The organism is Enterobacter chinensis, assembly GCF_034008295.1.
GTDB classification, from domain to species: domain Bacteria; phylum Pseudomonadota; class Gammaproteobacteria; order Enterobacterales; family Enterobacteriaceae; genus Enterobacter; species Enterobacter chinensis.
In genome coordinates, this window is the sequence record NZ_JARDVI010000004.1 from 24,912 (window position 1) to 51,331 (window position 26,420).

The following is a 26,420-nucleotide window of genomic DNA, read 5'->3' on the forward strand; positions in this document are numbered from 1 at the left end:
TATCTGCGCAAATAAGGATTTTGCTCGCCTGAATGAATTTTATATTCCATTATAGTGTGATTATTATGAATTAAAAATTCTTGAGGTACAAAAATGAATCTTGGCTCACTTGTTTCTGAAACGCGTAACCCGCAAACCATGGATCTGGATGCGCTCTCCACCCTGGAGCTGGTTAACCGCTTTAATCAACAGGATACGCTGGTCGCGCAGGCAGTGAAAGAGACATTACCCGAGGTGGCGAAGGCGGTCGATGCGGCGGCGGAAGCCCTCAAGGCCGGCGGTCGCATTATCTACATGGGGGCGGGTACCAGCGGGCGTCTTGGGGTCCTGGATGCTTCAGAATGTCCGCCGACCTTTGGGGTTCCGCACGGTCTGGTCGTTGGGTTGATTGCCGGTGGACCCGGTGCGCTGCTGAAAGCCGTTGAAGGAGCGGAAGATAACAAACAGCTGGGTGAGGATGACCTGAAGGATCTGAACCTGACGGCGAAGGATCTGGTGGTCGGGCTGGCGGCATCCGGGCGTACGCCGTATGTCATCGGCGGTCTGGAATACGCCAACCAGACCGGCTGCACGACGGTGGCGATCTCCTGCAACCCGGGCTCGCCGATTGCGCAGGTGGCCGCTATTGCCATCTCTCCGGTTGTCGGGCCGGAAGCGCTCACCGGCTCCACGCGCCTCAAATCCGGGACCGCGCAAAAGCTGGTGCTCAATATGATCTCCACCGGCGCGATGGTGAAATTCGGCAAGGTCTACCAGAACCTGATGGTGGATATGCAGGCCACCAACGTCAAGCTGGTGGACAGAGCCTGCCGCATGGTGATGGAAGCGACAGGCGCAGGCCGTGAAGAGGCAGAAGCGGTACTCAAACAGACCGATCACGATGTTAAACCGGCCATTCTGATGATCTTAAGCGGGCTGGATGCGGCGGCCGCGAGAGCCAAACTCAATGCGCATAATGGTTTCTTACGGGCGGCACTAGAAAACTAACAGAGGCGTGTATGGACAAAACAGCAGCGCTCGCCAGCGAAATCCTGCAGGGGATTGGTGGGGAAAAAAATATTCAGCGTCTCGAAAACTGCATGACGCGCGTGCGCGTCGAGGTGCATAGCGACGACCATCTTGACGTGCCGCGTCTGAAGCAACTTTCCGGCGTTAGTGGCTATGTGAAACAGGGGCAACAGCATCAGCTGATTGTCGGGCCGGGGAAAGCAGCGCAGGTTGTCGATGCCATGCGTGCGTTGATGGACGGCGAAGCAAGCGTGTCGATTGACGATGCAGAACGTACCAAAGCGCAGGCGAAGGCCAAATACAAAGCCCCCATGAGCGATGCGCTGCGCCAGCTGGCCAACGTCTTTATTCCGCTGATCCCGGCGTTTATTGCCTCAGGTTTGATCACCGGGATCATCAATATACTCAAGCGGCCGGATATCGTGGGGGATTTTGCCACGCAGTATCCGAACCTGTTGGGCATCCTGGGCATCTTCGGCAGCGCGGTGTTTGCCATCATGAACATTCTGGTCGGGGTGAATACCGCAAAGGTGTTTGGCGGATCGCTGGCCATGGGCGGGGTAATGGCGGGGATCTTGTCCAGCCCGCAGCTGGCGCAGATAACGCTGTTTGGTGAGGCACTTCAGCCGGGCCGCGGCGGGGTGATTGCGGTGCTGCTGGTGGTCATTCTGATGTGCTGGATCGAGAAAAGGCTTCGCGCGGTTCTGCCCGGCTCGATCGAGCTGATTCTCAACCCGCTGTTGACCACGTTAATTACCGGTAGCGTAGCGATTGTGGCCCTTCAGCCGTTAGGCGGGTGGATCTCTGAAGCCATTGCTCACGGTGCGTCTCTGGCTATTGACCGTGGCGGTCTGCTGGTGGGCGCGGTGCTGTCAGGCACCTTCCTGCCGCTGGTGCTGACCGGCCTGCACCAGGGGCTGGTGCCGATCCACGTCGAGCTGGTGCAGTCGCATGGCTATAACGCGCTGCTGCCTATCCTGTCGATGGCGGGGGTAGGGCAGGTCGGCGCGGCGATTGCCGTACTGATGAAAACCCGCAACGCGCGCCTGAAAAAAGTGATTAAAGGCGCGCTCCCGGTCGGGCTGCTCGGCATTGGCGAGCCGCTGATTTTCGGCGTTACGCTGCCGCTGGGTAAACCGTTCCTCGCGGCGTGTCTGGGCGGTGCGGTCGGCGGAGCGCTGATCAGCTACTGGAAAGTCGCTACCGTAATTACTTTTGGTCTTTCCGGTTTACCGCTGGCATTAACCATCGTGACCGGAAAAGTGATGCTCTATCTGTTAGGCTATTTAGTGGCGGTGATCGCCGGGTTCCTGTTTACCTGGCTGTTAGGATTCAACGACCCAGAGGAGTAAGGTTTGGCAAATCACGCGCGTCGCGTTGTCTTTTTCGACCTTGATGGAACGCTGCATCAGCAGGATATGTTTGGTACGTTTATGCGTTACCTGCTGCGGCGTCAGCCCTTGAATGCGCTGCTCGTACTACCTCTCTTACCGGCGATCGGTATCGCGCTGCTGGTGAAAGGCCGTGCGGCGCGATGGCCGATGAGCCTGCTGCTTTGGGGATGCACGTTTGGACACAGCGAAGCGCGGCTCAAACAGCTTGAACAGGATTTTGCGCACTGGTTTCGCGGCCACGTCGCCGCCTTTCCGGTAGTGCAGGCGCGCCTCACCGGCTACCTCGACGCCAACGATGCCGACATCTGGCTGATTACCGGCTCGCCGCAGACGCTGGTGGAGCAAGTCTATTTTGATACCCCCTGGCTTCCGCGCGTGAATCTTATCGCCACGCAAATTGCCCGCGGTTACGGCGGTTGGGTTCTGACTATGCGCTGCCTTGGGCATGAAAAAGTGGTGCAACTGGAGAAACGCATCGGTACACCGCTGCGCCTGTACAGCGGCTACAGCGACAGCAAACAGGACAACCCGCTGCTCTATTTTTGCCAGCATCGCTGGCGCGTCACGCCCGAAGGCAAACTACAGCAACTCGAATAGTCTTATCTATAGGGGCTGTGTATAATGCCGCCCGCTTTTAGACTGGAGTATCAACCGTTGTCCAACCCTGAATTCTCACATGAATACTGGATGCGCCATGCGCTTACGCTCGCTCAGCGCGCCTGGGACGAGGGCGAAGTGCCCGTGGGCGCCGTGCTGATCCACAATAATCAGGTGATTGGCGAAGGGTGGAACCGTCCCATTGGCCGCCACGACCCTACCGCTCACGCCGAAATCATGGCGCTTCGTCAGGGGGGACTGGTGCTGCAAAACTATCGCCTGCTTGATACCACGCTGTATGTGACGCTGGAGCCGTGCGTGATGTGTTCCGGCGCGATGGTGCACGGCCGAATCGGTACGTTGGTCTTCGGGGCGCGGGATGAAAAAACCGGTGCGGCCGGTTCACTGATGGACGTGCTGGGTCATCCTGGGATGAACCACCTGGTGAAGACTATCGGTGGGGTGCTTGCACCAGAGTGTTCGGGGCTATTAAGCGATTTCTTTCGAATGCGCCGTCAGCAGAAAAAGCAGCAAAAGGCAGAATTGAAGCTGTCGGACGATTAAGTTCGTCCGGTGCTACGACCGGGTAACTTTGAGCCAGCTGTTTTGCTTCAGTCGCCTCTTTCTCTTTCTCCAGCAGATACCCGACCAGGCTAATCTGATATTTACGGATATTTTCCACGTAAGCGTAGGCTTCATGGCCGCGCGCATAGCCGTATGTCAGCTTGTTATACCATGGCTTCTGGCTCAGCAGCGGCAGGCGCTGTTTTACGTCTGACCAGCTGTCCGGGTTACCTTTCGTTTTCGCCGTCAGCGCTCGCGCATCAAGCATGTGCGCGTAGCCCATATTGTAGGCCGCCAGCGCGAACCAGATCCGCTCTTCTTCCGGCACTGTTTCCGGTACTTTGGCCATCATATCCTGCAGGTAGCGCGCGCCGCCGCTGATGCTCTGTTCTGCATCGGTACGGTCATTCACGCCAAGGCTCAGCGCGGTATTTTTGGTTAACATCATCAAACCACGTACGCCCGTGGGAGAGGTGGCCTGAGTATCCCAGTGGGATTCCTGGTAGGAGATAGCCGCCAGCAGTTTCCAGTCAATCTCCTGGGCGTATTTTTCGAACAACGGCTGCAGGTCCGGCAGGACGCTGTCTACCGCGCGCAGGAAGCTGCGGGTGTCAACGTAGTCAAAGTCATCACCGTGGCCGAGGTACTTCTCCTCGAGACGTGCCAGGGTACCGTCTTCATTGATGGTGTTGAAGAAATCGAGCATCGCGGCAGAGAGGGTCTGATCGCCGTCGAGCTGGGTAAACCAGGTCACGGGCTGCTCGTCGGTGACGTCCAGCGCCACGGCGATTTCAGGATGCACGCGCTGGAACAGGCTGATCGCAACCGAATCGGCGATGGTGTAGGGCACTTTCTGATCTTTAACCTGCTCCAGCAGCTCCGTCGTGCCGAGTTTCGTATCCACCTTCCAGCTCAGGTCCGGATATTTCTTCTCCTTGAGCTCACGCAGATCGTCAATCACCACATGGCCGGGGGCAATGGTCAACTGCCGATCGTTAATCGACGCCAGCGAGCGCGGGCGCAGGCTCCCGACGCGGTAAACCAGCTGCTGTGAAACGGAGTAGTAGGTCGGGCCTGGCTGGTAGTTCTTGCTGCGCTCGCTGTTATAGACCAGCCCGGCGGCCAGCATATCGGCATCGTCGTTATCAAGGTCATCAAACAGCTGGTTGATATTCTGGCGGACGGTGATTTTAAGCTTCACGCCAAGATAATCGGCGAACTGTTGCGCCAGTTCATAATCCAGACCAATGATTTTGCCGTTGATGTCGCTGTAAATCAGCGGGGAGTTGAGGGTACTGACGCGCAATTCCCCCCGCTCCTGAATGGCGGCGATGCGGTTTTCGGCTTTGCCGAACCAGGGGATGGAAGGCCAGAGGGCCACTGCCAGCAGCAACGTTACAATGCCGATGAGCAGATAATTAATCTTTAATTTTTTCAATTAGTTAATTCTCTGCGACGCCGGTTGCCTCAGTCTGCTGTAGCCATGTTAACAATAAGGTTTGCCATTGAATGAGCGGCATTTTGCGTAAACTTGCGTCACTTGGCAACCAATTAGAGATACAGGTCACATCTATTGTTAAACGTCTGTGCAGATTTTATTTCGACGCAAACGGTTTCGTCGACGCTCAGGATTCTTTATAATGACGCCCGTTTTCCCCCCTTGCGCACACTGTAAGCGCCCCGGCGCTTCGAAGACGAGAGACTTATGATGGAAATTCTGCGTGGTTCGCCTGCACTGTCTGCCTTCCGTATCACTAAACTGCTGGCACGTTTTCAGGCGGCCGACCTTCCGGTAAGCAATATTTACGCTGAGTATGTCCATTTTGCTGACCTGAATGCCCCCCTGAATGCAGAGGAGCGCGTACAGCTGGAACGCCTGCTCAAGTATGGCCCAAGCCTGAGCAGCCATACGCCAACCGGCAAACTGATCCTTGCGACGCCTCGTCCGGGCACCATCTCCCCCTGGTCTTCCAAAGCCACCGACATCGCCCACAACTGTGGCCTGAGTCAGATTAATCGTCTGGAACGCGGCGTGGCGTACTACGTGGAAGCCTCTACCCTGAGCGAAACACAGTGGCAGGCGGTTGCGGCTGAACTGCACGATCGCATGATGGAGAGTGTGTTTGCCTCTCTCGATGACGCGCAGAAGCTTTTCTCCCACCACCAGCCTGCGCCAGTACAGAGCGTGGATCTGCTGGGGCAGGGCCGTCAGGCGCTGATTGACGCTAACCTGCGTCTTGGTCTGGCACTGGCAGAAGACGAAATCGACTACCTGCAGGATGCGTTTGTTAAGCTGAACCGTAACCCGAACGACATCGAACTCTACATGTTCGCGCAGGCAAACTCTGAGCACTGCCGCCATAAGATTTTCAATGCCGACTGGGTCATCGACGGCGAACAGCAGCCAAAGTCGCTGTTCAAAATGATTAAAAACACCATGGAGAAAACCCCTGACCACGTGCTGTCTGCTTACAAAGACAACGCCGCGGTGATGGAAGGTTCCGAGGTGGGCCGCTTCTTCGCCGATCGTGAAGCAGGGCGCTATGATTTCCATCAGGAACCTGCGCATATCCTGATGAAAGTCGAAACCCATAACCACCCGACGGCCATCTCCCCGTGGCCGGGTGCGGCGACCGGCTCCGGCGGTGAAATCCGTGATGAAGGTGCGACCGGTCGTGGTGCTAAACCAAAAGCAGGTCTGGTCGGTTTCTCCGTTTCCAACCTGCGTATCCCGGGCTTCGAGCAGCCGTGGGAAGAAGATTTCGGCAAGCCAGAACGCATTGTGACCGCGCTGGACATCATGACAGACGGCCCACTGGGCGGCGCGGCGTTTAACAACGAATTTGGTCGCCCGGCGCTGAACGGTTACTTCCGTACCTATGAAGAGAAAGTGGACAGCCACAACGGCGAAGAGCTGCGCGGCTATCACAAACCGATCATGCTGGCGGGCGGGATCGGCAACATTCGCGCCGATCACGTGCAGAAAGGCGAGATCGTCGTTGGCGCGAAGCTGATCGTACTGGGCGGCCCGGCAATGAACATCGGCCTAGGCGGCGGAGCGGCTTCTTCTATGACTTCCGGTCAGTCTGATGCGGATCTCGACTTTGCGTCCGTTCAGCGCGATAACCCGGAAATGGAACGTCGCTGCCAGGAAGTGATCGACCGTTGCTGGCAGCTGGGTGAAGCGAACCCGATCCTCTTTATCCATGACGTCGGAGCGGGCGGTCTGTCTAACGCCATGCCGGAGCTGGTCAGCGACGGCGGTCGCGGTGGCCGTTTCAACCTGCGCGATATCCTGAGCGATGAGCCAGGCATGAGCCCGCTGGAAATCTGGTGTAACGAATCCCAGGAACGTTATGTACTGGCGGTTGCCGCGGATCAGCTGCCGCTGTTTGACGAGCTGTGCCGCCGCGAGCGTGCGCCGTATGCCGTCATCGGTGAAGCGACCGAAGAGAAACACCTGTCCTTAAGCGACACTCATTTCGACAACCAGCCTATCGATCTGCCGCTGGACGTTCTGCTCGGTAAGACGCCGAAGATGACCCGCGACGTAACAACCCGTAAAGCAGCAGGCAAAGCGCTGGATCGCCAGGGCATCACCGTGGCGGAAGCGGTCAATCGCGTGCTGCACCTGCCTGCTGTCGCTGAGAAAACCTTCCTGGTGACCATCGGCGACCGCACCGTGACCGGTATGGTATCGCGTGACCAGATGGTTGGCCCGTGGCAGATCCCGGTCGCTAACTGCGCCGTGACCACCGCGAGCCTCGACAGCTACTACGGCGAAGCGATGTCCCTGGGCGAACGCACCCCGGTGGCGCTGCTGGACTTCGCTGCCTCTGCCCGTCTGGCGGTCGGTGAAGCGCTGACCAACATAGCCGCGACGCAGATTGGCGATATCAAACGTATCAAGCTTTCCGCAAACTGGATGGCCGCTGCCGGTCACCCGGGCGAAGATGCTGGCCTGTATGAAGCCGTGAAAGCGGTGGGCGAGGAACTGTGTCCTGCTCTCGGCCTGACCATTCCGGTGGGCAAAGACTCCATGTCGATGAAAACCCGCTGGCAGGAAGGCAGCGAGCAGCGTGAGATGACCTCTCCGCTGTCGCTGGTGATCACCGCGTTTGCCCGCGTGGAAGACGTACGTCATACCGTTACGCCACAGCTCGTGACCGAAGATAACGCCCTGCTGCTGATTGATCTGGGGCGCGGTGAGAATGCGCTGGGCGCAACCGCGCTGGCACAGGTTTACCGTCAGCTGGGTGATAAACCAGCCGACGTGCGTGACGTGGCGCAGTTAAAAGGCTTCTACGACGCGATTCAGGATCTGGTGGCGCAGCGTAAGCTGCTGGCCTACCACGACCGTTCCGACGGTGGCCTGCTGGTGACTCTGGCAGAGATGGCCTTCACCGGCCACTGTGGCGTTGAAGCTAACATCGCTACGCTGGGCGAAGACCGTCTGGCGGCACTGTTCAACGAAGAGCTGGGCGCAGTGATTCAGGTTCGTGCGGCAGATCGCGATGCGGTTGAAGCCATCCTTGCGAAGCACGGTCTGGCAGATTGCGTGCACTATCTGGGTAAAGCCGTTCAGGGCGACCGCTTCGTCATTGAAGCAGACGGTCACGCGGTGTTCAGCGAAAGCCGCACCACGCTGCGTATGTGGTGGGCGGAAACCACCTGGCAGATGCAGCGCCTGCGTGATAACCCGGAATGTGCCGATCAGGAGCATAACGCGAAGGCGAATGACCAGGATCCTGGCCTGAACGTGAAGCTCTCCTTCGACATCAACGAAGACATCGCCGCGCCGTACATTGCGACGGGTGCGCGTCCAAAAGTGGCCGTGCTGCGCGAGCAGGGCGTCAACTCTCACGTTGAGATGGCAGCTGCTTTCCACCGCGCAGGCTTTGATGCTATCGATGTTCATATGAGCGACCTGCTGGCGGGCCGCACCGGTCTGGACGATTTCCAGGCGCTGGTGGCGTGTGGCGGCTTCTCTTACGGCGACGTGCTGGGCGCGGGTGAAGGCTGGGCGAAGTCCATTCTGTTCAACAGCCGCGTGCGTGACGAGTTCGAATCCTTCTTCCACCGTCCGCAAACGCTGGCGCTGGGCGTGTGTAACGGCTGTCAGATGATGTCTAACCTGCGTGAGCTGATCCCGGGCAGTGAAGCCTGGCCGCGCTTTGTGCGTAACCAGTCTGACCGCTTCGAAGCGCGCTTCAGCCTGGTCGAAGTGACCCAAAGCCCGTCTCTGCTGCTGCAGGGCATGGTCGGTTCACAGATGCCAATCGCCGTTTCCCACGGTGAAGGCCAGGTAGAAGTGCGCGATGCTGCGCATCTGGCTCAGCTTGAGAGCAAAGGTCTGGTGGCGCTGCGCTTTGTCGATAACTTCGGCAAGGTCACCGAAACCTACCCGGCTAACCCGAACGGTTCCGCCAACGGTATTACGGCGGTGACCAGCGAAAGCGGCCGTGCGACCATCATGATGCCTCACCCGGAGCGCGTCTTCCGTACCGTGAGCAACTCCTGGCACCCGGAAAACTGGGGCGAGGACAGCCCGTGGATGCGTATCTTCCGCAACGCGCGTAAACAGTTGGGTTAAGTTTTAGCGCAGTCACTGTAGGCCCGGTAAGCGCGAGCGCCACCGGGCTTTTTTGTATCTGTCGCAAAATCGCGACAACCCTCTGGGTTAAATGTCTCCAAAAGGAGACATTTAACCCATTGATTTTTATATGGCAGTAAAGGTTCGCGTTAAGGTGTTGCTTAATAGCGACACTTAGCCTGGAAATCATTCAACCGATAATTAACGGGTTAAATGAGTAAAAACCATATATATCAATGTGTTGATTTTTTGTTTTGCATTATGGCACGGGTGTTGCATAATATTAACCAGTGGCTCATTCACCTTCTTATGTCAGCCCCTTCGGGACGCGCTACATAAACTTCGAATGACGCACAAAAAGGTGCCTGCCGTCCAACTACTGATCATAGCGATGCTTTATCAGGCCAGGGCGAAACGTCGAGTTAGGCACCGCCTCATTCCATGACAAAGCCGGGTTTTTACCCGGCTTTGTTGTATCTGAAGGGCAGACTCAGTTACGCTCTGCGTAAACCCCCATTAAGAGAGTAATGCGTTGAAACGCTGGCCCGTTTTTCCCCGCTCCCTGCGACAGCTCGTCATGATGGCCTTCCTGCTGATCCTGCTGCCGTTACTTATCCTTGCCTGGCAGGCGTGGCAAAGTCTGAACGCGCTGAGTGCTCAGGCAGCATTGACCAACCGCACGACGCTCATTGATGCCAGGCGCAGTGAAGCGATGACCAACGCCGCGCTGGAGATGGAGCGAAGCTATCGCCAGTATTGCGTGCTTGACGATCGGACGCTGGAAAAGGTTTATCAGAGTCAGCGTAAACGCTACAGCGAAATGCTGGACGCTCACGCTGGGGTATTGCCTGACGACAAACTCTATCAGGCGTTACGTCAGGATTTGAACGACCTTGCGCAGCTGCAGTGCCACAATAGCGGGCCGGATGCTGCCGCCGCCGCGCGGCTTGAAGCCTTTGCCAGCGCTAACACCGAAATGGTGCAGTCAACGCGCACGGTGATTTTCTCTCGCGGCCAGCAGCTCCAGCAGGAGATTGCCGAGCGCGGCCAGTTCTTCGGCTGGCAGGCGCTGGTGCTGTTCCTGGTGAGTCTTGGGCTGGTCCTGCTCTTTACCCGCATGATCATCGGCCCGGTGAAGGGCATCCAGCGTATGATCAACCGCCTGGGGGAGGGGAAATCGCTCGGCGATACGGTCGCTTTTAAAGGTCCGCGTGAGTTACGCTCCGTCGGCCAGCGCATTATCTGGCTGTCCGAGCGCCTGGCGTGGCTTGAATCTCAGCGCCATCAGTTCCTGCGCCATATCTCTCATGAGCTCAAAACGCCGCTGGCCAGCATGCGTGAAGGGACGGAGCTGCTGGCGGACGAAGTGGCAGGGCCGCTTACGTCAGAACAGAAAGAAATCGTCGAGATCCTGGATAACAGCAGCCGCAATCTGCAAAAGCTGATTGAACAACTGCTGGATTACAACCGCAAGCTGGCTGACGGGGCGGTTGTACTGGAGGACGTCGAGATTGAACCGCTGGTGGATATGGTGATCTCCGCCCATAGCTTGCCGGCAAGAGCTAAAATGATGCATACCGGTGTAGAACTGAATGCGCCAGCGTGCCTGGCTGAACCCATGCTGCTGATGAGCGTTCTGGATAATCTTTACTCCAATGCGGTGCACTATGGTACTGAATCCGGTAACATTTATATCCGAAGTTATACGAATGGTTCACGGGTGTTTATTGACGTCGCAAACACCGGCACCCCGATCCCCGATGACGAAAAAACCATGATCTTCGAACCTTTTTTCCAGGGAAGTCATCAGCGGAAAGGCGCGGTTAAAGGAAGCGGTCTTGGCTTAAGCATCGCCCGGGACTGTATACGACGCATGCAGGGCGAGCTAAACATCGCCACGGATGACCGTGCCGACGTTTGCTTCCGTATTGAACTGCCCCTGAGCCGGAAAAATTAATAAAATGAATCTATGTCTGGTGAGTATGTCACACGTCTTTTTCCGCGCCGTACGCGCGGTGTTTTCCAGCAACACGCTTCGCCTGGGTCTGCCCTGTTTATTTCTGGCAGGCTGCGTTTCCCATGTGCCGCAAAGTGCGATCAGCGGTAAACAAGAAGATAAATGGCCCGATAATCAGCTGGCAGATTTCCTCTCAACCCGCTGTGACGATATCTGGAACCTGTCAGGCCATGATGTCGAAAGCAACCCGCTGTTCTGGCTGCGTGGAATAGACTGCGCCCAGCGTCTTGCGCCAGTAGACGCCCGCTCGAAAGCGGCGATGCTGGATGACGACACCTGGCAGGACGCTTTCAAGCGCGGCATTTTACTGGCAGATGCAAAAATAACCCCCATTGAACGCCGCGCCAATGTGACCCGACTGGACACGTTTGTGGTCAATCTTCCGGTACAGGTACGCCCGGTCTACCAGCTCTGGCGCGATGGGCAGACGTTACAGCTTCAGCTATCTGAAGAACGCTCCCGCTACAGCAAGCTGCAACAGGCCACCGACAGCGAGCTTGATACGCTGCGTCAACAGCAACAGCATTTGCGTACGCAGCTGGATACTACGACGCGTAAGCTGGAAAACCTGACCGATATCGAAAGACAGCTCTCGTCGCGTAAATATCAGCCGGGGAGTTCATCCGCTGCACCGGACAGCGATACGCCGAAACAAGAGGATGTGAAGCATGACGAGCCGTAAACCTGCCCATCTCTTACTGGTGGATGACGATCCCGGGCTGTTAAAGCTGCTGGGGATGCGTCTGGTGAGTGAAGGCTACAGCGTCGTAACCGCTGAAAGCGGGCTGGAAGGGCTGAAGATCCTCAGCCGCGAGAAAATCGATCTGGTGATAAGCGACCTGCGGATGGACGAAATGGACGGCCTGCAGCTGTTCGCGGAGATCCAGAAGCAGCAGCCGGGAATGCCCGTGATTATCCTGACGGCGCACGGTTCGATCCCGGATGCGGTTGCGGCGACGCAGCAGGGGGTGTTCAGCTTTCTGACCAAGCCGGTGGACAAAGATGCGCTTTATAAAGCTATCGACAGCGCGCTGGAACATGCCGCCCCGGCGGGTGATGAAGCGTGGAGGGAGTCTATCGTCACCCGCAGCCCCATTATGCTGCGTTTGCTCGAACAGGCCCGGATGGTGGCACAGTCGGACGTTAGCGTGCTCATCAACGGCCAGAGCGGAACCGGGAAAGAGATCCTGGCGCAGGCGATCCATAACGCCAGCCCGCGCAGCAAAAACGCCTTTATTGCGATCAACTGCGGCGCGCTGCCGGAGCAGCTGCTCGAATCTGAACTGTTTGGGCATGCCCGCGGCGCATTTACCGGCGCGGTAAGCAGCCGGGAAGGGCTGTTCCAGGCCGCGGAAGGTGGCACACTTTTCCTGGACGAGATTGGTGACATGCCTGCTCCGCTGCAGGTCAAACTGCTGCGCGTGTTGCAGGAGCGAAAAGTCCGCCCGCTGGGCAGCAATCGCGACATCGATATTAACGTGCGTATTATTTCGGCAACGCACCGCGATCTGCCAAAAGTGATGGCCCGCAACGAGTTTCGCGAAGATCTCTACTACCGTCTGAACGTCGTAAACCTGAAGATCCCGGCGCTGGCCGAACGCGCGGAAGACATTCCGCTGCTGGCGAACCATCTTTTGCGCCAGGCGGCCGATCGTCATAAACCGTTCGTGCGTGCGTTTTCCACTGATGCGATGAAACGGCTGATGACCGCAAGCTGGCCGGGGAACGTGCGTCAGCTGGTCAACGTGATTGAGCAGTGCGTGGCGCTGACCTCCTCACCGGTTATCAGCGACGCGCTGGTGGAGCAGGCGCTGGAAGGGGAAAACACGGCGCTGCCGACGTTTGCCGAAGCGCGGAATCAGTTCGAGCTTAACTATCTTCGCAAGCTATTGCAGATAACCAAAGGCAACGTGACCCATGCGGCGCGCATGGCCGGACGCAACCGCACCGAGTTCTACAAGCTGCTGTCGCGTCATGAGCTTGAAGCCAACGATTTTAAAGAGTAGTACCGCAAAATTCGATTGAATATGATACTGTGGGCAATCGATTACGAGGCAGCTTACAGGCAAGCGTTTAAGGACCCACCATGAAAAAGATTGATGCGATTATTAAACCTTTCAAACTGGATGACGTGCGTGAAGCGCTGGCGGAAGTCGGCATCACCGGGATGACCGTGACGGAAGTGAAAGGTTTTGGTCGTCAGAAAGGCCACACCGAGCTTTACCGTGGCGCAGAGTACATGGTGGACTTTCTGCCGAAAGTAAAAATTGAAATCGTGGTGAGCGACGATATCGTGGACACCTGTGTGGATACCATTATCCGCACGGCGCAGACGGGCAAAATTGGCGACGGTAAAATCTTCGTCTTTGACGTGGCGCGCGTGATCCGTATCCGTACCGGCGAAGAAGACGACGCCGCGATTTAAATAGATTTCGCAGCCGCCACCCGGCGAAAAAAAGCCCCTCGAACGAGGGGCTTTTTGCGTTACAGCACCTTATGAGGCCCGAAACATTCGTAGTGAATGTTGTCTTTATCCACGCCCAGTTCCACCAGCTGCTTCGCGGCATACTGCATAAACGCCACTGGCCCACAGACGTAGAACTGCATATCCGGCGCGCTGAACGCCCCTTCTTGTTTGCTTAAATCCATCAGCCCTTCGCTGTCAAAGCGAGCGGCGGCGCGGTCGGTTTCCGTCGGCAGGCGATACCAGGTATGTGCGGTAAAGCGTGGCAGTCCCGCCGCCAGCGCGTTGACTTCATCAGCGAAGGCATGGACATCACCGTTCTCGGCGGCGTGGAACCAGTTTACCTGGGCGCTGTGCTGTGATGCCGCAAGCGTATCCAGCATCGCCAGCATTGGCGTTTGACCCACACCTGCGGAGATCAGCGTGACTGGCGTAGTCGTTTCAACGGTCATAAAGAAGTCGCCGGCAGGTGCGGCCAGATGGACCACGTCACCCGCCTTAGCCTCGTTGTGCAGCCAGGTGGATACCTGACCGCCGTCCTCGCGCTTCACCGCAATGCGATAGCCTTTTCCGTTAGGCTTGCGGGTGAGGGAATACTGACGGATTTCCTGGTGCGGGAAACCTTCAGGTTTGAGCCACACGCCCAGATACTGCCCTGGCTGATAATCGGCCACCGGCTGACCGTCCACCGGCTCAAATTCGAAGCTGGTGATCAATGCGCTGCGCGGCGTTTTCTCAACGATGCGGAACGCGCGGGTTCCTTCCCAGCCACCTTTCTTGCCGGCGTTTTCGCTGTAGATCTGTGCTTCACGGTTGATAAATACGTTTGCCAGCACGCCGTAGGCTTTGCCCCATGCGTCCAGAACCTCCTGACCCGGGCTGAACATTTCGTCCAGCGTTGCCAGCAGGTGACCGCCCACAATGTTGTACTGCTCGGGTTTGATCTGGAAGCTGGTATGTTTCTGGGCAATTTTTTCCACCGCGGGCAGCAGCGCAGCCAGATTCTCTATATTGCTGGCGTAGGCCGCGATGGCGTTGAACAGGGCTTCGCGCTGATCGCCGTTACGCTGGTTGCTCATGTTGAAAATCTCTTTGAGCTCCGGGTTATGCGTGAACATGCGATCGTAGAAATGGGCGGTCAGTTTAGGACCGGTTTCCACCAGCAGGGGAATGGTGGCTTTAACGGTAGCGATGGTTTGAGCGTCGAGCATAGCAGCTTCCTTCTGATGTGACTTTAATGATGTATTTTAAATGCATCTTATAAAAAATACCCCTGCGTTGTAAATGGTTCTTTGCAAGATGAAAAATATGCATCACAAACCTGAAAAGAAATCCGCTGAAAATGGCGAGGGCTTTATTCCTCAAACCCTTGCGTGGCGTGAAGGAAAACGTTTGCGTAAAATCGTTTGTCAAGACCTGTTATCACAGAACTAATCAGTTATACTGTTGCCCGTCGTCCAACAGGACTGCCTTTTCAGGCCAAAATTTACTTGTTAGCTGAGTCAGGAGATGCGGATGTTAAAGCGTGAAATGAACATTGCCGATTATGATGCCGAACTGTGGCAGGCTATGGAGCAGGAAAAAGTACGTCAGGAAGAGCACATCGAACTGATCGCCTCCGAAAACTACACCAGCCCGCGCGTTATGCAGGCGCAGGGTTCTCAGCTGACCAACAAATATGCTGAAGGTTACCCAGGCAAACGCTATTACGGCGGTTGCGAGTACGTTGATATCGTTGAGCAGCTCGCTATCGACCGTGCGAAAGAACTCTTTGGCGCTGACTACGCGAACGTCCAGCCGCACTCTGGCTCTCAGGCTAACTTCGCGGTCTACACTGCGCTGCTGCAACCGGGCGATACCGTTCTGGGTATGAACCTGGCGCAGGGCGGCCACCTGACTCACGGCTCCCCGGTTAACTTCTCCGGTAAACTGTACAACATCATCCCTTACGGTATTGATGAGTCCGGTAAAATTGATTACGAAGACATGGCTAAGCAGGCCAAAGAGCACAAGCCGAAGATGATCATCGGTGGTTTCTCTGCTTATTCCGGTATCGTTGACTGGGCAAAAATGCGTGAAATCGCAGACAGCATCGGCGCTTACCTGTTCGTCGACATGGCGCACGTTGCCGGTCTGATTGCCGCAGGCGTTTACCCGAACCCGGTTCCACATGCTCACGTTGTGACCACCACCACTCACAAAACCCTGGCGGGTCCACGCGGTGGCCTGATCCTGGCGAAAGGCGGTGATGAAGAGCTCTACAAAAAACTGAACTCCGCTGTGTTCCCAAGCGCGCAGGGCGGCCCTCTGATGCACGTTATCGCGGCAAAAGCGGTAGCACTGAAAGAAGCGATGGAGCCAGAGTTCAAAGTTTACCAGCAGCAGGTTGCTAAGAACGCCAAAGCGATGGTGGAAGTGTTCCTGAACCGTGGCTACAAAGTGGTGTCTGGCGGTACTGAAAACCACCTGTTCCTGCTGGATCTGGTTGATAAAAACCTGACCGGTAAAGAAGCTGACGCAGCCCTGGGCCGCGCCAACATCACCGTGAACAAAAACAGCGTGCCAAACGATCCGAAGAGCCCGTTTGTGACTTCCGGTATCCGTATCGGTTCTCCGGCTGTGACTCGCCGCGGCTTTAAAGAAGCGGAAGTGAAAGAACTGGCAGGCTGGATGTGTGACGTTCTGGACAACATCAATGACGAAGCGGTTATCGAGCGCGTTAAAGGTAAAGTTCTGGATATCTGCGCACGCTTCCCGGTATACGCATAATTCCTCTGCTGTGCAGAAATAAAAAAGGCCGCGCTTGCGGCCTTTTTTTATGGCTTAACGCCGGTCCAGGGAAATGGCACCGGGACCTACGATGGCCAGTAAAATAAAAGCGCCCGCAATACTGATATTCTTGTAGAAGTTAATCATATTCGGCACAACCGCATCACCGGTCATATCCCAGTAGTGATGACCTATTACCGCGGTGCCCAGCGTGTAAAACACAAACAGTACCGCGAGAGGGCGGGTGAAAAAGCCCAGTACGATCAGGATGGCGGCAGGCACTTCCATAACCACCGCAATAATGGCCGCCAGCATGGGCATCGGCGTGCCCAGCGAGGTCATATATTGTACGGTGCCGCTAAACCCCGTCAGTTTTGGATAACCAAAGATAATAAACAGCACGACAAGCGCGATGCGGCCAATCAACAGCAGCAGGTGACGTGACTGACCGAAATCTAAATAACGTAGAGTGTTCATAGCTGGCTCATTTTTGAGGGGACCCAATCTAAAATTAATACACAAATCCATTGTCTTCCATTCAGCTTTTCTTAATAAATCAGGCTTTGGCGTGATGTTAAATTCTGACTTCGTGTAAAATTGTCTCTTTTCTTTGGCAAGGGAAATTTATGCAGTGCATATCATGTCAGCAAGAAGAGGCAAATAAAGAATCCGGGCTGTGCAATCAGTGTGAGAGCGCAGATGAAAAGAAAATTAACGGGCTGCTTTATCTCCCGGCGGCGGGCCTGGCGATTAACCTCATCATGACGCCCATTGGAGCATGGAATTACTTTGCTGCGGTGTTCCACTTTTTCCAGTCAGGGGGAATTAACCTGTTTGGAGCGGTGGGTATCGCGGTGATGATAATTGATTTGGTTCTGACCGCGGCCGCGGGCTGGTATTTCTTTAAAAGAAAGTCGGCTATCCGTAAGATCATCATTCCCTACTATTTAATGGGCGTTGTCTTTATGCTCTATTTTGTGGGCATACCTGCCTGGGTCTTCGACGCAAGGCTGGATACGGCTGATATTCGCAATGCGCTTTCCTCCATTGTTGGCGCATCGATCTGGATCCCCTACTTCCTGGTTTCCAAACGCATTAATCAGGTCTTTGTTCGCTAGATGTTGTGCAGGGCCTTTATGGCCCTGTAAAATGTGTGTGTTATTCACTTGTTAATAGTTGCTTGCGCAGGCTTTGATTTAACGCCAGACTATGGCCTCGATTTCGGGAGGGATTCATGGTCTTGCATTCCACGCGCTGGCTGGCGCTCAGTTATTTCACCTATTTCTTTAGCTACGGTATTTTTCTGCCCTTCTGGAGCGTCTGGCTCAAGGGTATCGGCCTGACTCCCGAGACCATCGGTGTCCTGCTGGGGGCCGGGCTGGTGGCGCGTTTCCTCGGCAGCCTGCTGATTGCCCCGCGCGTCAGCGATCCCTCCTTACTGATCAAGGCTGTGCGTATTCTTGCGCTGCTGACGCTGGTCTTTGTGGCCTGCTTCTGGGTTAGCAATCAGTTTGCCTGGCTGATGGTGATAATGGTTGGCTTTAACCTGTTCTTCTCACCGCTGGTGCCGCTGACGGATGCCCTGGCGAACACCTGGCAAAAGCAGATCACCATGGACTACGGTCGCGTGCGCCTGTGGGGATCGATTGCGTTTGTGATTGGCTCTGCGTTGGTGGGTAAACTGGTTAGCCTTTACGATTACCGCGCCATTCTTGCCCTGTTGAGCATCGGCATAGCCTCTATGCTGTTGGGCATGCTGCTGCGGCCGTCAGTGATGCCGCAAGGAGAAAGCCGCCATCAGGAGAGCGCAGGCTGGCCCGCCTGGCGGAGCCTGGTCGCACAAAGCTGGCGTTTTCTGGCGTGTGTTTGTCTGCTTCAGGGGGCACACGCGGCGTACTATGGGTTCAGCGCCATCTACTGGCAGGGTGCGGGATATTCTGCTTCTGCCGTTGGCTACCTGTGGTCGCTGGGGGTAGTGGCCGAAGTCGTTATATTCGCTCTGAGTAAAAAGCTGTTCCGTCGCTTTGGCGCACGTGACCTGCTGCTGCTTTCCGCCGTGTGCGGCGTGGCGCGCTGGGGTATTATGGGCTGGACGACCGATCTGCCGTGGCTGATTGTGGCGCAAATTCTTCACTGCGGCACGTTTACCGTGTGTCATCTGGCGGCGATGCGCTATATCGCTGCGCGCGAAGGCGGGGACGTTATTCGTCTGCAGGCGGTATATTCGGCGGTCGCAATGGGGGGCAGTATCGCGATCATGACGGTCTTTGCGGGGTTCCTCTACCAGCATCTGGGGCATGGTGTTTTCTGGGTAATGGCACTGGTTGCCTTACCTGCAATCGTTGTTCGCCCTAAAGTGGCCGCTCGCCCGTTGCTATGATTCCAGCATGGCGCGAATATGTTCTTGCTGCTGCGCGTTTAATGTCTCAACGGCATGAATCAACGGCGGCGAGAACAGCGGCAGGACTGTAGGGTAGGGGGTGATAACCAGCGCGGCCTCGCGCGGTGCCCCCTCTTTCTGGAAAGCCTGCAGCGTCAGATAGCGAATATTGAGCGGCAGCAGCGTCAGCTCGCGAAGCTGCTGTTCAATCAGATCCTCACAGGCTTTATCGTCTCCCGTCAGCAGGATCACCTGTTTTTCGTGCAGATCGGTCTCCTGCATCAGCCAGGCACCGAAAATCACCGCGACAAGGCTCATCTCTTCATCGGAAAAACGCAGCCCAAATTCCGCTTCCAGCTCGAACAGCGCTTCCTTTGTGGTACGTAACAGTCGGGGATAGAGGCGATGGATCTCCTCCGGCAGGCTATTGTCGATGCCGATCTCAAACAGCGAGCGGTCCAGCGCCTGAGCAAGATGAATATACAGCTGATCGGTCAGCCCTTGCTCATCGCTGAAGTTCATCCCGGTCTGCGAGCGAAAACGCGCCACCATGCGCACGATGGCCCGGCGCAAACGTTGGTCCTGCTGCTGTTTATCGAGCACCGGATCGGGCGTGCGGAGCATCATAAACAGGAGCGCCAGAAACAGTTGTTCATCGCCGTGAGCACCCTGCGGGACGCGCCGTTTCCAGTGCCGGACGATCTCCTGCGCTGTAAAATACTCCCCTCTCGACTGGGTCCAGCTGCGCTGAGTGTGGGAAAACTGCGGGGTATTCCCCAGTTGGTGCTGAATAAGGCAGTATTGCAAATAGAGCTGTAAAAACTGGACGTCGCGGCATTCAAACTGGCGCTGGAGCTTGCGCGAGCAGAAGTTGATCAACGCTCGCAGGTTTGCATCGTCGTAAAGCGGCCGCGCAATGCCGTGTTGTTTAAGCGCGGTTTTTAATGCCGGGGTAAACTGGTGTGAGACAAATTGCGGACAAAGCCGCAGTGCCCGGCGCAGCCAGTGCAGCAGGCATAAACGCTGATTCAGGGCTGTGCCTTCAATCCGGTAGCAGCCGTCGTGGTGCGTGACGATATCCAGCCGGTGATAGCGCTGGATTTCATCGCGCGTCTCGGCTATATCTTGCCGTGCCATCGCGTCGTCCACGCCGTTGGCAGCGATTATGCTCTGTGCGGTGACGGCAGCATCGGGCAGGTAAAGCATTAAAAGCACCTGGCAGCGGCGCTGCGAACTGGAAAGCACAGATGGAATTTCAAGCGTCGGCATCATCTGTCGGGTATCCAGTGTGAATGTTTGATAAGAATAGCTAAAGGATGGGCGCTGAAAAGCGCGTCGGCAGGCCTTTCACTCAGGATTGCTGGGGAACATCACAGAATTTTTGACGTGAGGAATTGATGCAAACAGTTAAACAAAGTGCGATGGCGTTATTTTTGGCGGCGATCGGTTTCACTGCCAGCGCACACCCTCACAGTTTTATTGCCCTCAAAACCGAGCTGGTCACCGACGGCACGCAGCTGAGCGGACTGAAAATGCGCTGGACGATGGATGAAATCACCTCGGCTGACCTGCTCTATGATGCGGGGAACGCGAAGCCCGGCGATGAAATCTGGAAAAAGCTGGCGGCGGAAGTGATGGCCAACGTGCTCGGCCAGCACTACTTTACTGAGTTCTGGCATAACGGACAAAAGGTCAAATTTCTGAACCGTCCCACGGAATACGGCATGACGCGTGACGGGCATCAGGCGGTGCTGACGTTTGTGCTTCCCCTGGCGCATCCGCAGCCGCTGGCAGGGCAGACATACACCTTTTCCACGTTCGATCCCACCTACTACGTTGATATGCGTTATGCACAGAAGAGTGACGTGCAGCTGCCGACTGTCCTGCAAAAAACCTGCAAGCTCGCGGTGCATACGCCGAAGCCAGGCGAAGAGACTCTGAACTTTGCGGTCTCTCTCGACAAGGAAGATGCACCGCCTGAGGATATGGAGTTGGGTAAACAGTTCGCGCAGGAGGTAACGTTACAATGTCAGTGATCGCCTCGTCCGTTCAAAAGCCGCGCCGCTGGCTGAATCTCTGGCCGCTGGCGCTCTTTTTACTGCTGGCTGTTTGCGGCGCGCTGTGGCTGTGGCAGGCCTGGCCGCAGGTGATGATGAAAAGCATTGTCTGGCAGCGTGAGGTCAACCAGCAGATGAGCGGGTTACTCAAAGCGGTAGCGGATAACCCGTCTAAAGCGGGCGGTTCCCTGCTGGCGTTCAGCTTTATCTATGGCGTTCTGCACGCGCTGGGGCCGGGGCACGGCAAAATCGTCATCACGACCTGGCTCGCCACACATCCGTCGAAGCTGAAATCGAGTATCGGCCTGACGCTGGCCTCTTCGCTGCTTCAGGGGGGCGTGGCTATCGGGCTGGTCGTGGTTGTCCTTTCGCTGTTACAGCTTCCCGCGCGCCAGCTGCATATGAGCAGCTTCTGGCTGGAGAAGGGGAGTTATGCACTGGTGGGCGTGCTGGGGCTTATCCTCTGCTGGCGGGCGCTGAAAAAACTGCGCGTGCTGCTGCAAAAACCGAAATTCAAGACCTTTACGCCGCACCACGTTCATGATGAAAACTGCGGCTGCGGGCATCAGCATCTGCCCACGCAGGAACAATTACAGAGTGGCGACGACTGGCGCGCGCGGCTGATGATTGTGCTTTCGATGGGTATGCGCCCGTGCTCGGGGGCGATCATGGTGCTGCTGTTCAGTAAGGTAATCGGCGTGTTTGGCTGGGGGATGCTGTCGGCGCTGGCGATGGCGGCAGGAACGTCATTGACGATTTCGTCTCTGGCTCTGCTGGTTCACAGCTTCCGTCAGCTGGCGGTCAAACTCAGCGGCAATAAAACGCCGGTGCTGTGGCGGCAGGTTGGCTGGACAACGCTCGCGCTGGCGGGCGGCGTGATTCTGCTGGTAGCGGCGGTGACGATGTGGATGAGTGCGGTGCCGCCAGGAAGGGGATTGCGGCCGTTTTAGCGACGTACGGTCTGATCCCCCTCAACCACGGGTGCTGTCGCTTATTGTTAATCCCAGTTACCGTAGGGATAGGTTTTGCCTTTGATGAAATCCTGCGTTGACGGGATAACGTTAAACGTACCGCCGGGAACGACATAGTCTTTGCAGAGGGTCAGATCGTTGCCGGAGCGGGTCCACATCTCAACGGTTTAACGCGCAGGCTCGGGCGTCCGGCGACATCCGGGAGCCAGACCTTGACTTTGCCGCCGGGGGAAAGGCCGAAAGTCATATTGTCGTACCAGACCGGATCCCCATTGCTCCAGATATGATCGGCCGGCGTTTTCATGCGCAGCCAGGTGTCCGGGCCGAACACGGCGCTGGTTTCGTAGGTTTGCTGGTCAATATAGGATTCCCAGCAGAAGACAATGTACTGCGGGGGTTTTTTAACTTTATTGAAGTTCGCGTAAAAACCGTGCGCATTTTCAGGCCATTTATCAACAGAGGCAGGGTCCCATGAAGTCGGATCGAGGGTATTGAACGTATACAGATAACCATCCGTGTCGATGACTCTGGCGTGATTTACCATAGATGGTAATTTTCTTGGCGTGATGAAGGTAAAAGTCCATTCATCATAAGGCAGCGTCCAGTCACCGCTGGCGGCCTGTTTTGACTGTAAAGGGTGAGATTTTTGTGGGCTGCAGCCTGCAGCCGTAAGCAGCAGGGCAAGCGCCAGCACGTTGCGTTTTTTCATCTTTTGTTTCCATCCATGTTGTAAATCGTTCTGCTCCAGTTCTCGTCCGGCCTGTTGACAAAGCCGACGGTTTCAGACGCTGAGGCACCCCCCAGTAATTCACCGGACTGTTTAAGCTCCACGGCGTTCCAGTGGGCTGAGCAGTGGATGTATCTTCTGGCAATCACGTCCACCTCGTCAGATGTAAAACCGGTTACGCTTCTGTGCTGACGGGCCGCTTTTCCCATTTCCCGTGCGCGGTCAGACAATGGTTTTAGCTCATCAGGTAAGGCGTGAATTTTGATGCTGTCTACGTCAGCAAATAACGCTCCTGCCTCCACTGCCGCATCGACCATGACCCGCAGCGCCACCTTTGACCAGTCAAAAAGGACCGTCCGGTGGCGTAGCGTCAGGGCGGCAAACACGCGCTTCTGCGGCTGGCTGTATCGATCTGGCGGGGCGAAATCATCTTCCCAGACGTCCGGGGTGATGGCATTGGTTCGAATGACGGGCATGATAGCCGGTGAATGCTCCAGCACGCGTAGCTGTGCCATCGTCTGCTGGTAAACGCGCGACTGCGTGCCATGCTGGTTGTGAGGCAGGGTTTCCACCAGAGGGCGGGTGAGAAAGAGGTCTTCCCTTAACTGGGGCAGATAGCCGCCGCCGATATCGGAATGGGCACCGGGAAGTGTGAGCTCCGGCCAGGCGGAGGCGATGCTGTTGAGGGCGAAGTTGTAGCGGCACTCGTGCTGAGCGGTAATGTGAAACACCTTCTGTGCCACGCCGGGACGCAGGCGGATGTTGACATTGCCGGTATCGGCGCTGTGCGGATTGAGACCGTTCGCCACCGTGCCGACGGCCGCCACGGTGTCCATAATCCCGAGAAAACGTGTTTTGCCTGCGGGAGCGCCATGATAGGTAAATTTGCGCATACCCTGTGAAATGGCGTCAATAATGGTCTGGTCTTCCGCCTGAATCCGGTTGGCAAAGTGACGAGCCGCCGCTGCGCCGCGGCTGAAGCCGAAGATATCAAACAGCAGGGTATCGACAACAAACTTCCCTTTCAGTAAACCAAGTGCTGCATCTATGGCTGTCGCCAGCTGCGCTACCGCATCGTCAGTTTTGGCTACAATACCAGTCTCTGCTGTACCTAACCCAAGCCCTATCGGATTATCAGGTTCGCCCGCCCGGGTACCAATGCCCTCAACATAAACACCACCTTGAATATAATTACCGTCTGGCGGAAAGTTACGTTCATACAACTCATTCAGTCGGTGAATATTCGTGTAATACCCCAGATAGCTCCCCGCCCCAACCCCACTAATACCCATCTTCTCAGATGCATTTCTGGCGAGAATGGTTGCCGCATCCGGGCTGTTAATATCAAAGTGCTGTGCCGTCAGAGCCTCAAGCATGTTCCGGGTGTTCACCGCATTATTGCCGGTGCCATCGAAAAATATCCCCAGCACCAGCGTCACTCTCCGTTCAGGCTGCTCTTCGGGGAGGATAGTCTTCTGCACCACCGGAAAAAGACGGTTATAATTTTCAGGTGTCAGCAGATAATCAAATTCGGTACCGGCAATAAGATGGCGACTCATAATATAATCATAATTAACCGAGATATATTCATAGTCCATATCATTCATTTTGGAATGCAGCTGAATGGACCGTATTGATGCACCACGTAATTCGATAAGGTAATACTTCTCCATTTGACCGTATCGATTAGTGCGGTAAATATCAAAGGTAAGCTTAAGACGTTCATTATTATTAATGGCATTGCTGAGTAACGGAGAGCTTTTATCCAGGAGCTTACAGAATTTCAGTCCGCGATGGTGAAGTCGGCCACCGGTACCACCCGCTTCCTGCACAAGGCTGAAAACAAAGATTTCATTTTCATGCCCCAGCTGATAGCGGTTGCCGACTGAAGCCTGAGAGCCACAGCCAGCAGAAATCTTTCCCTGAATATCGCCCTCAAGCGTTAAATAAATAAGGTTGCTCATTTATTTTTCCTGAGTGAGGCGTTTAGTCAGGAAGTATCGTAATGATAAAGTTGAAAAAACGATCTGCTATAAATCAAATTACAGAGTAAATACTGAGGATTATTTAGGCGTAAAAGGAACGGCTAATAAAAAATCCCCGATGATGAATATCGGGGATTGATATACACAGACAGCAGTGGAGAAATAACTGCTGGGTGCAGTTACCGGGATTAACGCTTCAGCGCATCGCTCAGTTCATCACGCATGTTTGCCAGCATGGCTTTAACAACGCGTGGGTTACCTGCAACGATGTTGCCGGTAGACATGTAGTTATGGCCGCCGGTGAAATCGCATACGATCGCACCTGCTTCACGCGCGATAAGCTCGCCCGCCGCAAAATCCCATGGTTTCAGTGACAGTTCGAAGTAGCCATCAACGCGGCCGGTTGCCACGTAGGCCAGATCCAGCGCCGCAGAACCGGTACGACGGAAGTCCGCACATTCGGTAAACAGTTTGCCCAGGATATTCATATAGGTGGTCGCGTGCTGTTTCGCCTTGAACGGGAAACCGGTCGCCAGGATGGTGCCGTCCAGATCGCGAGCATTGCTGCAGCGCAGACGGTAGCCGTTCAGCTGTGCGCCCTGACCGCGGGTAGCGGTGAACAGTTCGTTACGCATTGGATCGTAAACTACGGCGACTTCAGTACGGCCTTTAATGCGTACTGCGATAGACACAGAGAAGTGTGGCAGGCGTTTTACGAAGTTGGTGGTGCCATCCAGTGGATCGATAACCCATTGAACATCCTGATCGGTACCTTCATGTTCACCGCTTTCTTCGGTGATGATGGTGTGCTGCGGGTAAGATTTGCGGATTGTTTCGATAATAATCGCTTCTGCGGCTTTATCGACGTTAGTCACGAAATCATTGCTGCCTTTCTGGCTGGTTTCTACGGAGTCTGGCGTTTCGTAGTGTTTGGCAATTACATTACCCGCCTTGCGCGCTGCGCGCACGGCGATGGTCAGCATCGGATGCATCGGTCTCTCTCACTGGATGTTAAAGAACAGGAAAATCGGCGCAGAGTATAGCAGCGGGATCGGATTATGTCTCCCGTTTATGATAATATGCCGGAATATTCTTCAGACACTGAATTCAGACATTAAAAATTATGCTGCAAAACATTCGAATCGTGCTGGTCGAAACATCGCACACCGGCAACATGGGCTCCGTTGCCCGCGCTATGAAAACCATGGGCTTAACAAACCTGTGGCTGGTTAACCCGCTGGTAAAACCCGACTCGCAGGCTATTGCTCTGGCGGCCGGTGCCAGTGACGTGATCGGCAATGCGCAGATCGTTGATACCCTTGACGAAGCGCTGGCAGGTTGCAGCCTGGTGGTAGGGACCAGCGCGCGTTCGCGTACGCTGCCGTGGCCAATGCTGGACCCGCGTGAATGTGGCCTGAAAAGTGTTTCTGAGGCTGAACAGGCACCGGTTGCGCTGGTATTCGGCCGCGAGCGCGTTGGCCTGACCAACGACGAACTGCAGAAATGCCACTACCACGTCGCCATTGCGGCGAACCCGGAATACAGCTCCCTGAACCTGGCGATGGCGGTGCAGGTAATCGCCTATGAAGTGCGTATGGCCTGGCTGGCGACGCAGGAGAAAGAGGTAGAACCTAAAGAAGAGACCGCCTACCCGCTGGTAGACGATCTGGAGCGCTTTTATGGCCACCTGGAGCAGACGTTGCTCTCAACCGGCTTTATCCGTGAAGGCCATCCAGGTCAGGTGATGAACAAGCTGCGTCGCATGTTCACCCGCGCGCGCCCTGAAAGCCAGGAGCTGAACATCTTGCGCGGGATTCTGGCGTCGATTGAGCAGAAGAATAAAGAGTAGTGTCGTCTGTACGCCGGGTGGCGCTTCGCTTACCCGGCGTACAAA

At 55.7% G+C, this 26,420-nt stretch carries 23 protein-coding genes; 15 read left to right on the plus strand and 8 right to left on the minus strand.

Translation table 11 applies throughout. From position 1 onward, the window contains the following. Positions 1-93 precede the first annotated feature (93 nt). From murQ to tadA, 4 genes are read left to right on the plus strand one after another with little or no spacing between them, the layout of a single operon-like run. Complete coding sequence (murQ, locus tag PYW49_RS12860; RefSeq protein WP_320386621.1) at positions 94-987, plus strand: N-acetylmuramic acid 6-phosphate etherase; 894 nt, start codon at positions 94-96, stop codon at positions 985-987. 11 nt (positions 988-998) lie between these two features. Next, positions 999-2,360: a PTS transporter subunit EIIC gene (locus PYW49_RS12865; RefSeq protein ID WP_320386622.1), complete on the plus strand. Its 1,362-nt coding sequence runs from the start codon at positions 999-1,001 to the stop codon at positions 2,358-2,360. A gap of 3 nt (positions 2,361-2,363) precedes the next feature. After that, entirely contained in the window at positions 2,364-2,999 is a 636-nt protein-coding gene (gene yfhb / locus PYW49_RS12870; protein WP_320386623.1) for a phosphatidylglycerophosphatase C, read from the plus strand. 24 nt (positions 3,000-3,023) lie between these two features. Beyond that, positions 3,024-3,563 carry a tRNA adenosine(34) deaminase TadA gene (gene tadA, locus PYW49_RS12875; RefSeq protein WP_407057611.1) on the plus strand — a complete coding sequence of 180 codons (540 nt, stop codon included), beginning with the start codon at positions 3,024-3,026 and terminating at the stop codon, positions 3,561-3,563. On the opposite strand, the gene mltF is transcribed toward tadA, so the two are convergent. Then, positions 3,451-5,001 carry a membrane-bound lytic murein transglycosylase MltF gene (gene mltF, locus PYW49_RS12880; protein WP_320386625.1) on the minus strand — a complete coding sequence of 517 codons (1,551 nt, stop codon included), beginning with the start codon at positions 4,999-5,001 and terminating at the stop codon, positions 3,451-3,453. The genes tadA and mltF overlap by 113 nt on opposite strands. Before the next feature lie 267 nt (positions 5,002-5,268). On the opposite strand from mltF, the gene purL reads away from it, so the two are divergent. The 5 genes from purL (at position 5,269) to glnB (ending at position 13,598) form a co-directional block, all read left to right on the plus strand. Then, on the plus strand, positions 5,269-9,156 hold the full coding sequence (purL, locus tag PYW49_RS12885; RefSeq protein WP_320386626.1) for a phosphoribosylformylglycinamidine synthase: 3,888 nt from the start codon (positions 5,269-5,271) through the stop codon (positions 9,154-9,156). 532 nt (positions 9,157-9,688) lie between these two features. Further along, complete coding sequence (gene qseE / locus PYW49_RS12890; RefSeq protein ID WP_134347602.1) at positions 9,689-11,113, plus strand: two component system sensor histidine kinase QseE/GlrK; 1,425 nt, start codon at positions 9,689-9,691, stop codon at positions 11,111-11,113. A 4-nt stretch (positions 11,114-11,117) separates the two neighbouring features. Beyond that, a complete protein-coding gene (gene qseG / locus PYW49_RS12895) occupies positions 11,118-11,855 on the plus strand; it encodes a two-component system QseEF-associated lipoprotein QseG (protein WP_134347601.1) in 738 nt (245 codons plus the stop codon). Then, entirely contained in the window at positions 11,842-13,179 is a 1,338-nt protein-coding gene (gene glrR, locus PYW49_RS12900; protein ID WP_047346771.1) for a two-component system response regulator GlrR, read from the plus strand. The genes qseG and glrR overlap by 14 nt, the downstream gene beginning before the upstream one ends. An 80-nt stretch (positions 13,180-13,259) precedes the next feature. Further along, positions 13,260-13,598, plus strand: coding sequence for a nitrogen regulatory protein P-II (gene glnB, locus PYW49_RS12905; RefSeq protein ID WP_003860685.1), 339 nt, complete (start codon positions 13,260-13,262; stop codon positions 13,596-13,598). 59 nt (positions 13,599-13,657) lie between these two features. Here the strand turns inward: glnB and hmpA are convergent, their stop codons facing one another. Then, positions 13,658-14,848, minus strand: coding sequence for an NO-inducible flavohemoprotein (gene hmpA / locus PYW49_RS12910; protein WP_320386627.1), 1,191 nt, complete (start codon positions 14,846-14,848; stop codon positions 13,658-13,660). Positions 14,849-15,152: 304 nt separating this feature from the next. Between hmpA and glyA the strand changes: the two genes are divergently transcribed. Continuing rightward, positions 15,153-16,406: a serine hydroxymethyltransferase gene (gene glyA / locus PYW49_RS12915; RefSeq protein ID WP_008502165.1), complete on the plus strand. Its 1,254-nt coding sequence runs from the start codon at positions 15,153-15,155 to the stop codon at positions 16,404-16,406. A 54-nt stretch (positions 16,407-16,460) separates the two neighbouring features. Here the strand turns inward: glyA and PYW49_RS12920 are convergent, their stop codons facing one another. Further along, positions 16,461-16,883, minus strand: a complete 423-nt coding sequence (locus PYW49_RS12920; RefSeq protein WP_048991352.1) for a DoxX family protein — start codon at positions 16,881-16,883, stop codon at positions 16,461-16,463. Positions 16,884-17,032: 149 nt separating this feature from the next. On the opposite strand from PYW49_RS12920, the gene PYW49_RS12925 reads away from it, so the two are divergent. Continuing rightward, complete coding sequence (locus PYW49_RS12925) at positions 17,033-17,524, plus strand: DUF2569 domain-containing protein (RefSeq protein WP_320386628.1); 492 nt, start codon at positions 17,033-17,035, stop codon at positions 17,522-17,524. A gap of 116 nt (positions 17,525-17,640) precedes the next feature. Then, complete coding sequence (locus PYW49_RS12930) at positions 17,641-18,786, plus strand: 3-phenylpropionate MFS transporter (protein ID WP_320386629.1); 1,146 nt, start codon at positions 17,641-17,643, stop codon at positions 18,784-18,786. Here the strand turns inward: PYW49_RS12930 and csiE are convergent. Then, positions 18,781-20,058: a stationary phase inducible protein CsiE gene (gene csiE / locus PYW49_RS12935; RefSeq protein ID WP_320386630.1), complete on the minus strand. Its 1,278-nt coding sequence runs from the start codon at positions 20,056-20,058 to the stop codon at positions 18,781-18,783. The two genes, PYW49_RS12930 and csiE, sit on opposite strands and share 6 nt — an antisense overlap. A gap of 125 nt (positions 20,059-20,183) precedes the next feature. Between csiE and PYW49_RS12940 the strand changes: the two genes are divergently transcribed. Continuing rightward, positions 20,184-20,822 (plus strand): DUF1007 family protein, encoded by a 639-nt coding sequence (locus PYW49_RS12940; protein ID WP_320386631.1) that lies wholly within the window; start codon positions 20,184-20,186, stop codon positions 20,820-20,822. Continuing rightward, positions 20,813-21,793 carry a nickel/cobalt transporter gene (locus PYW49_RS12945; RefSeq protein ID WP_320386632.1) on the plus strand — a complete coding sequence of 327 codons (981 nt, stop codon included), beginning with the start codon at positions 20,813-20,815 and terminating at the stop codon, positions 21,791-21,793. The genes PYW49_RS12940 and PYW49_RS12945 overlap by 10 nt, the downstream gene beginning before the upstream one ends. Before the next feature lie 47 nt (positions 21,794-21,840). Here the strand turns inward: PYW49_RS12945 and PYW49_RS12950 are convergent, their stop codons facing one another. The 4 genes from PYW49_RS12950 to suhB all read right to left on the minus strand — a co-directional run bounded on the left by PYW49_RS12950 (position 21,841) and on the right by suhB (position 25,518). After that, positions 21,841-21,972 (minus strand): hypothetical protein, encoded by a 132-nt coding sequence (locus PYW49_RS12950; RefSeq protein WP_320386633.1) that lies wholly within the window; start codon positions 21,970-21,972, stop codon positions 21,841-21,843. After that, the gene (locus PYW49_RS12955; RefSeq protein WP_320386634.1) at positions 21,945-22,523 is read right to left on the minus strand and encodes a DUF2931 family protein; all 579 of its coding nucleotides are present in this window, start codon (positions 22,521-22,523) and stop codon (positions 21,945-21,947) included. Before PYW49_RS12955 ends, PYW49_RS12950 begins: the two co-directional genes overlap by 28 nt. Beyond that, positions 22,520-24,505, minus strand: coding sequence for a type VI secretion system tube protein TssD (gene tssD, locus PYW49_RS12960; protein WP_320386635.1), 1,986 nt, complete (start codon positions 24,503-24,505; stop codon positions 22,520-22,522). The genes PYW49_RS12955 and tssD overlap by 4 nt, the downstream gene beginning before the upstream one ends. Before the next feature lie 209 nt (positions 24,506-24,714). Next, positions 24,715-25,518 carry an inositol-1-monophosphatase gene (gene suhB / locus PYW49_RS12965; protein WP_003860668.1) on the minus strand — a complete coding sequence of 268 codons (804 nt, stop codon included), beginning with the start codon at positions 25,516-25,518 and terminating at the stop codon, positions 24,715-24,717. A gap of 131 nt (positions 25,519-25,649) precedes the next feature. Here suhB and trmJ point away from each other — a divergent pair, with 131 nt between their 5' ends. Next, positions 25,650-26,375, plus strand: coding sequence for a tRNA (cytosine(32)/uridine(32)-2'-O)-methyltransferase TrmJ (trmJ, locus tag PYW49_RS12970; RefSeq protein ID WP_024908640.1), 726 nt, complete (start codon positions 25,650-25,652; stop codon positions 26,373-26,375). Positions 26,376-26,420 lie beyond the last annotated feature (45 nt).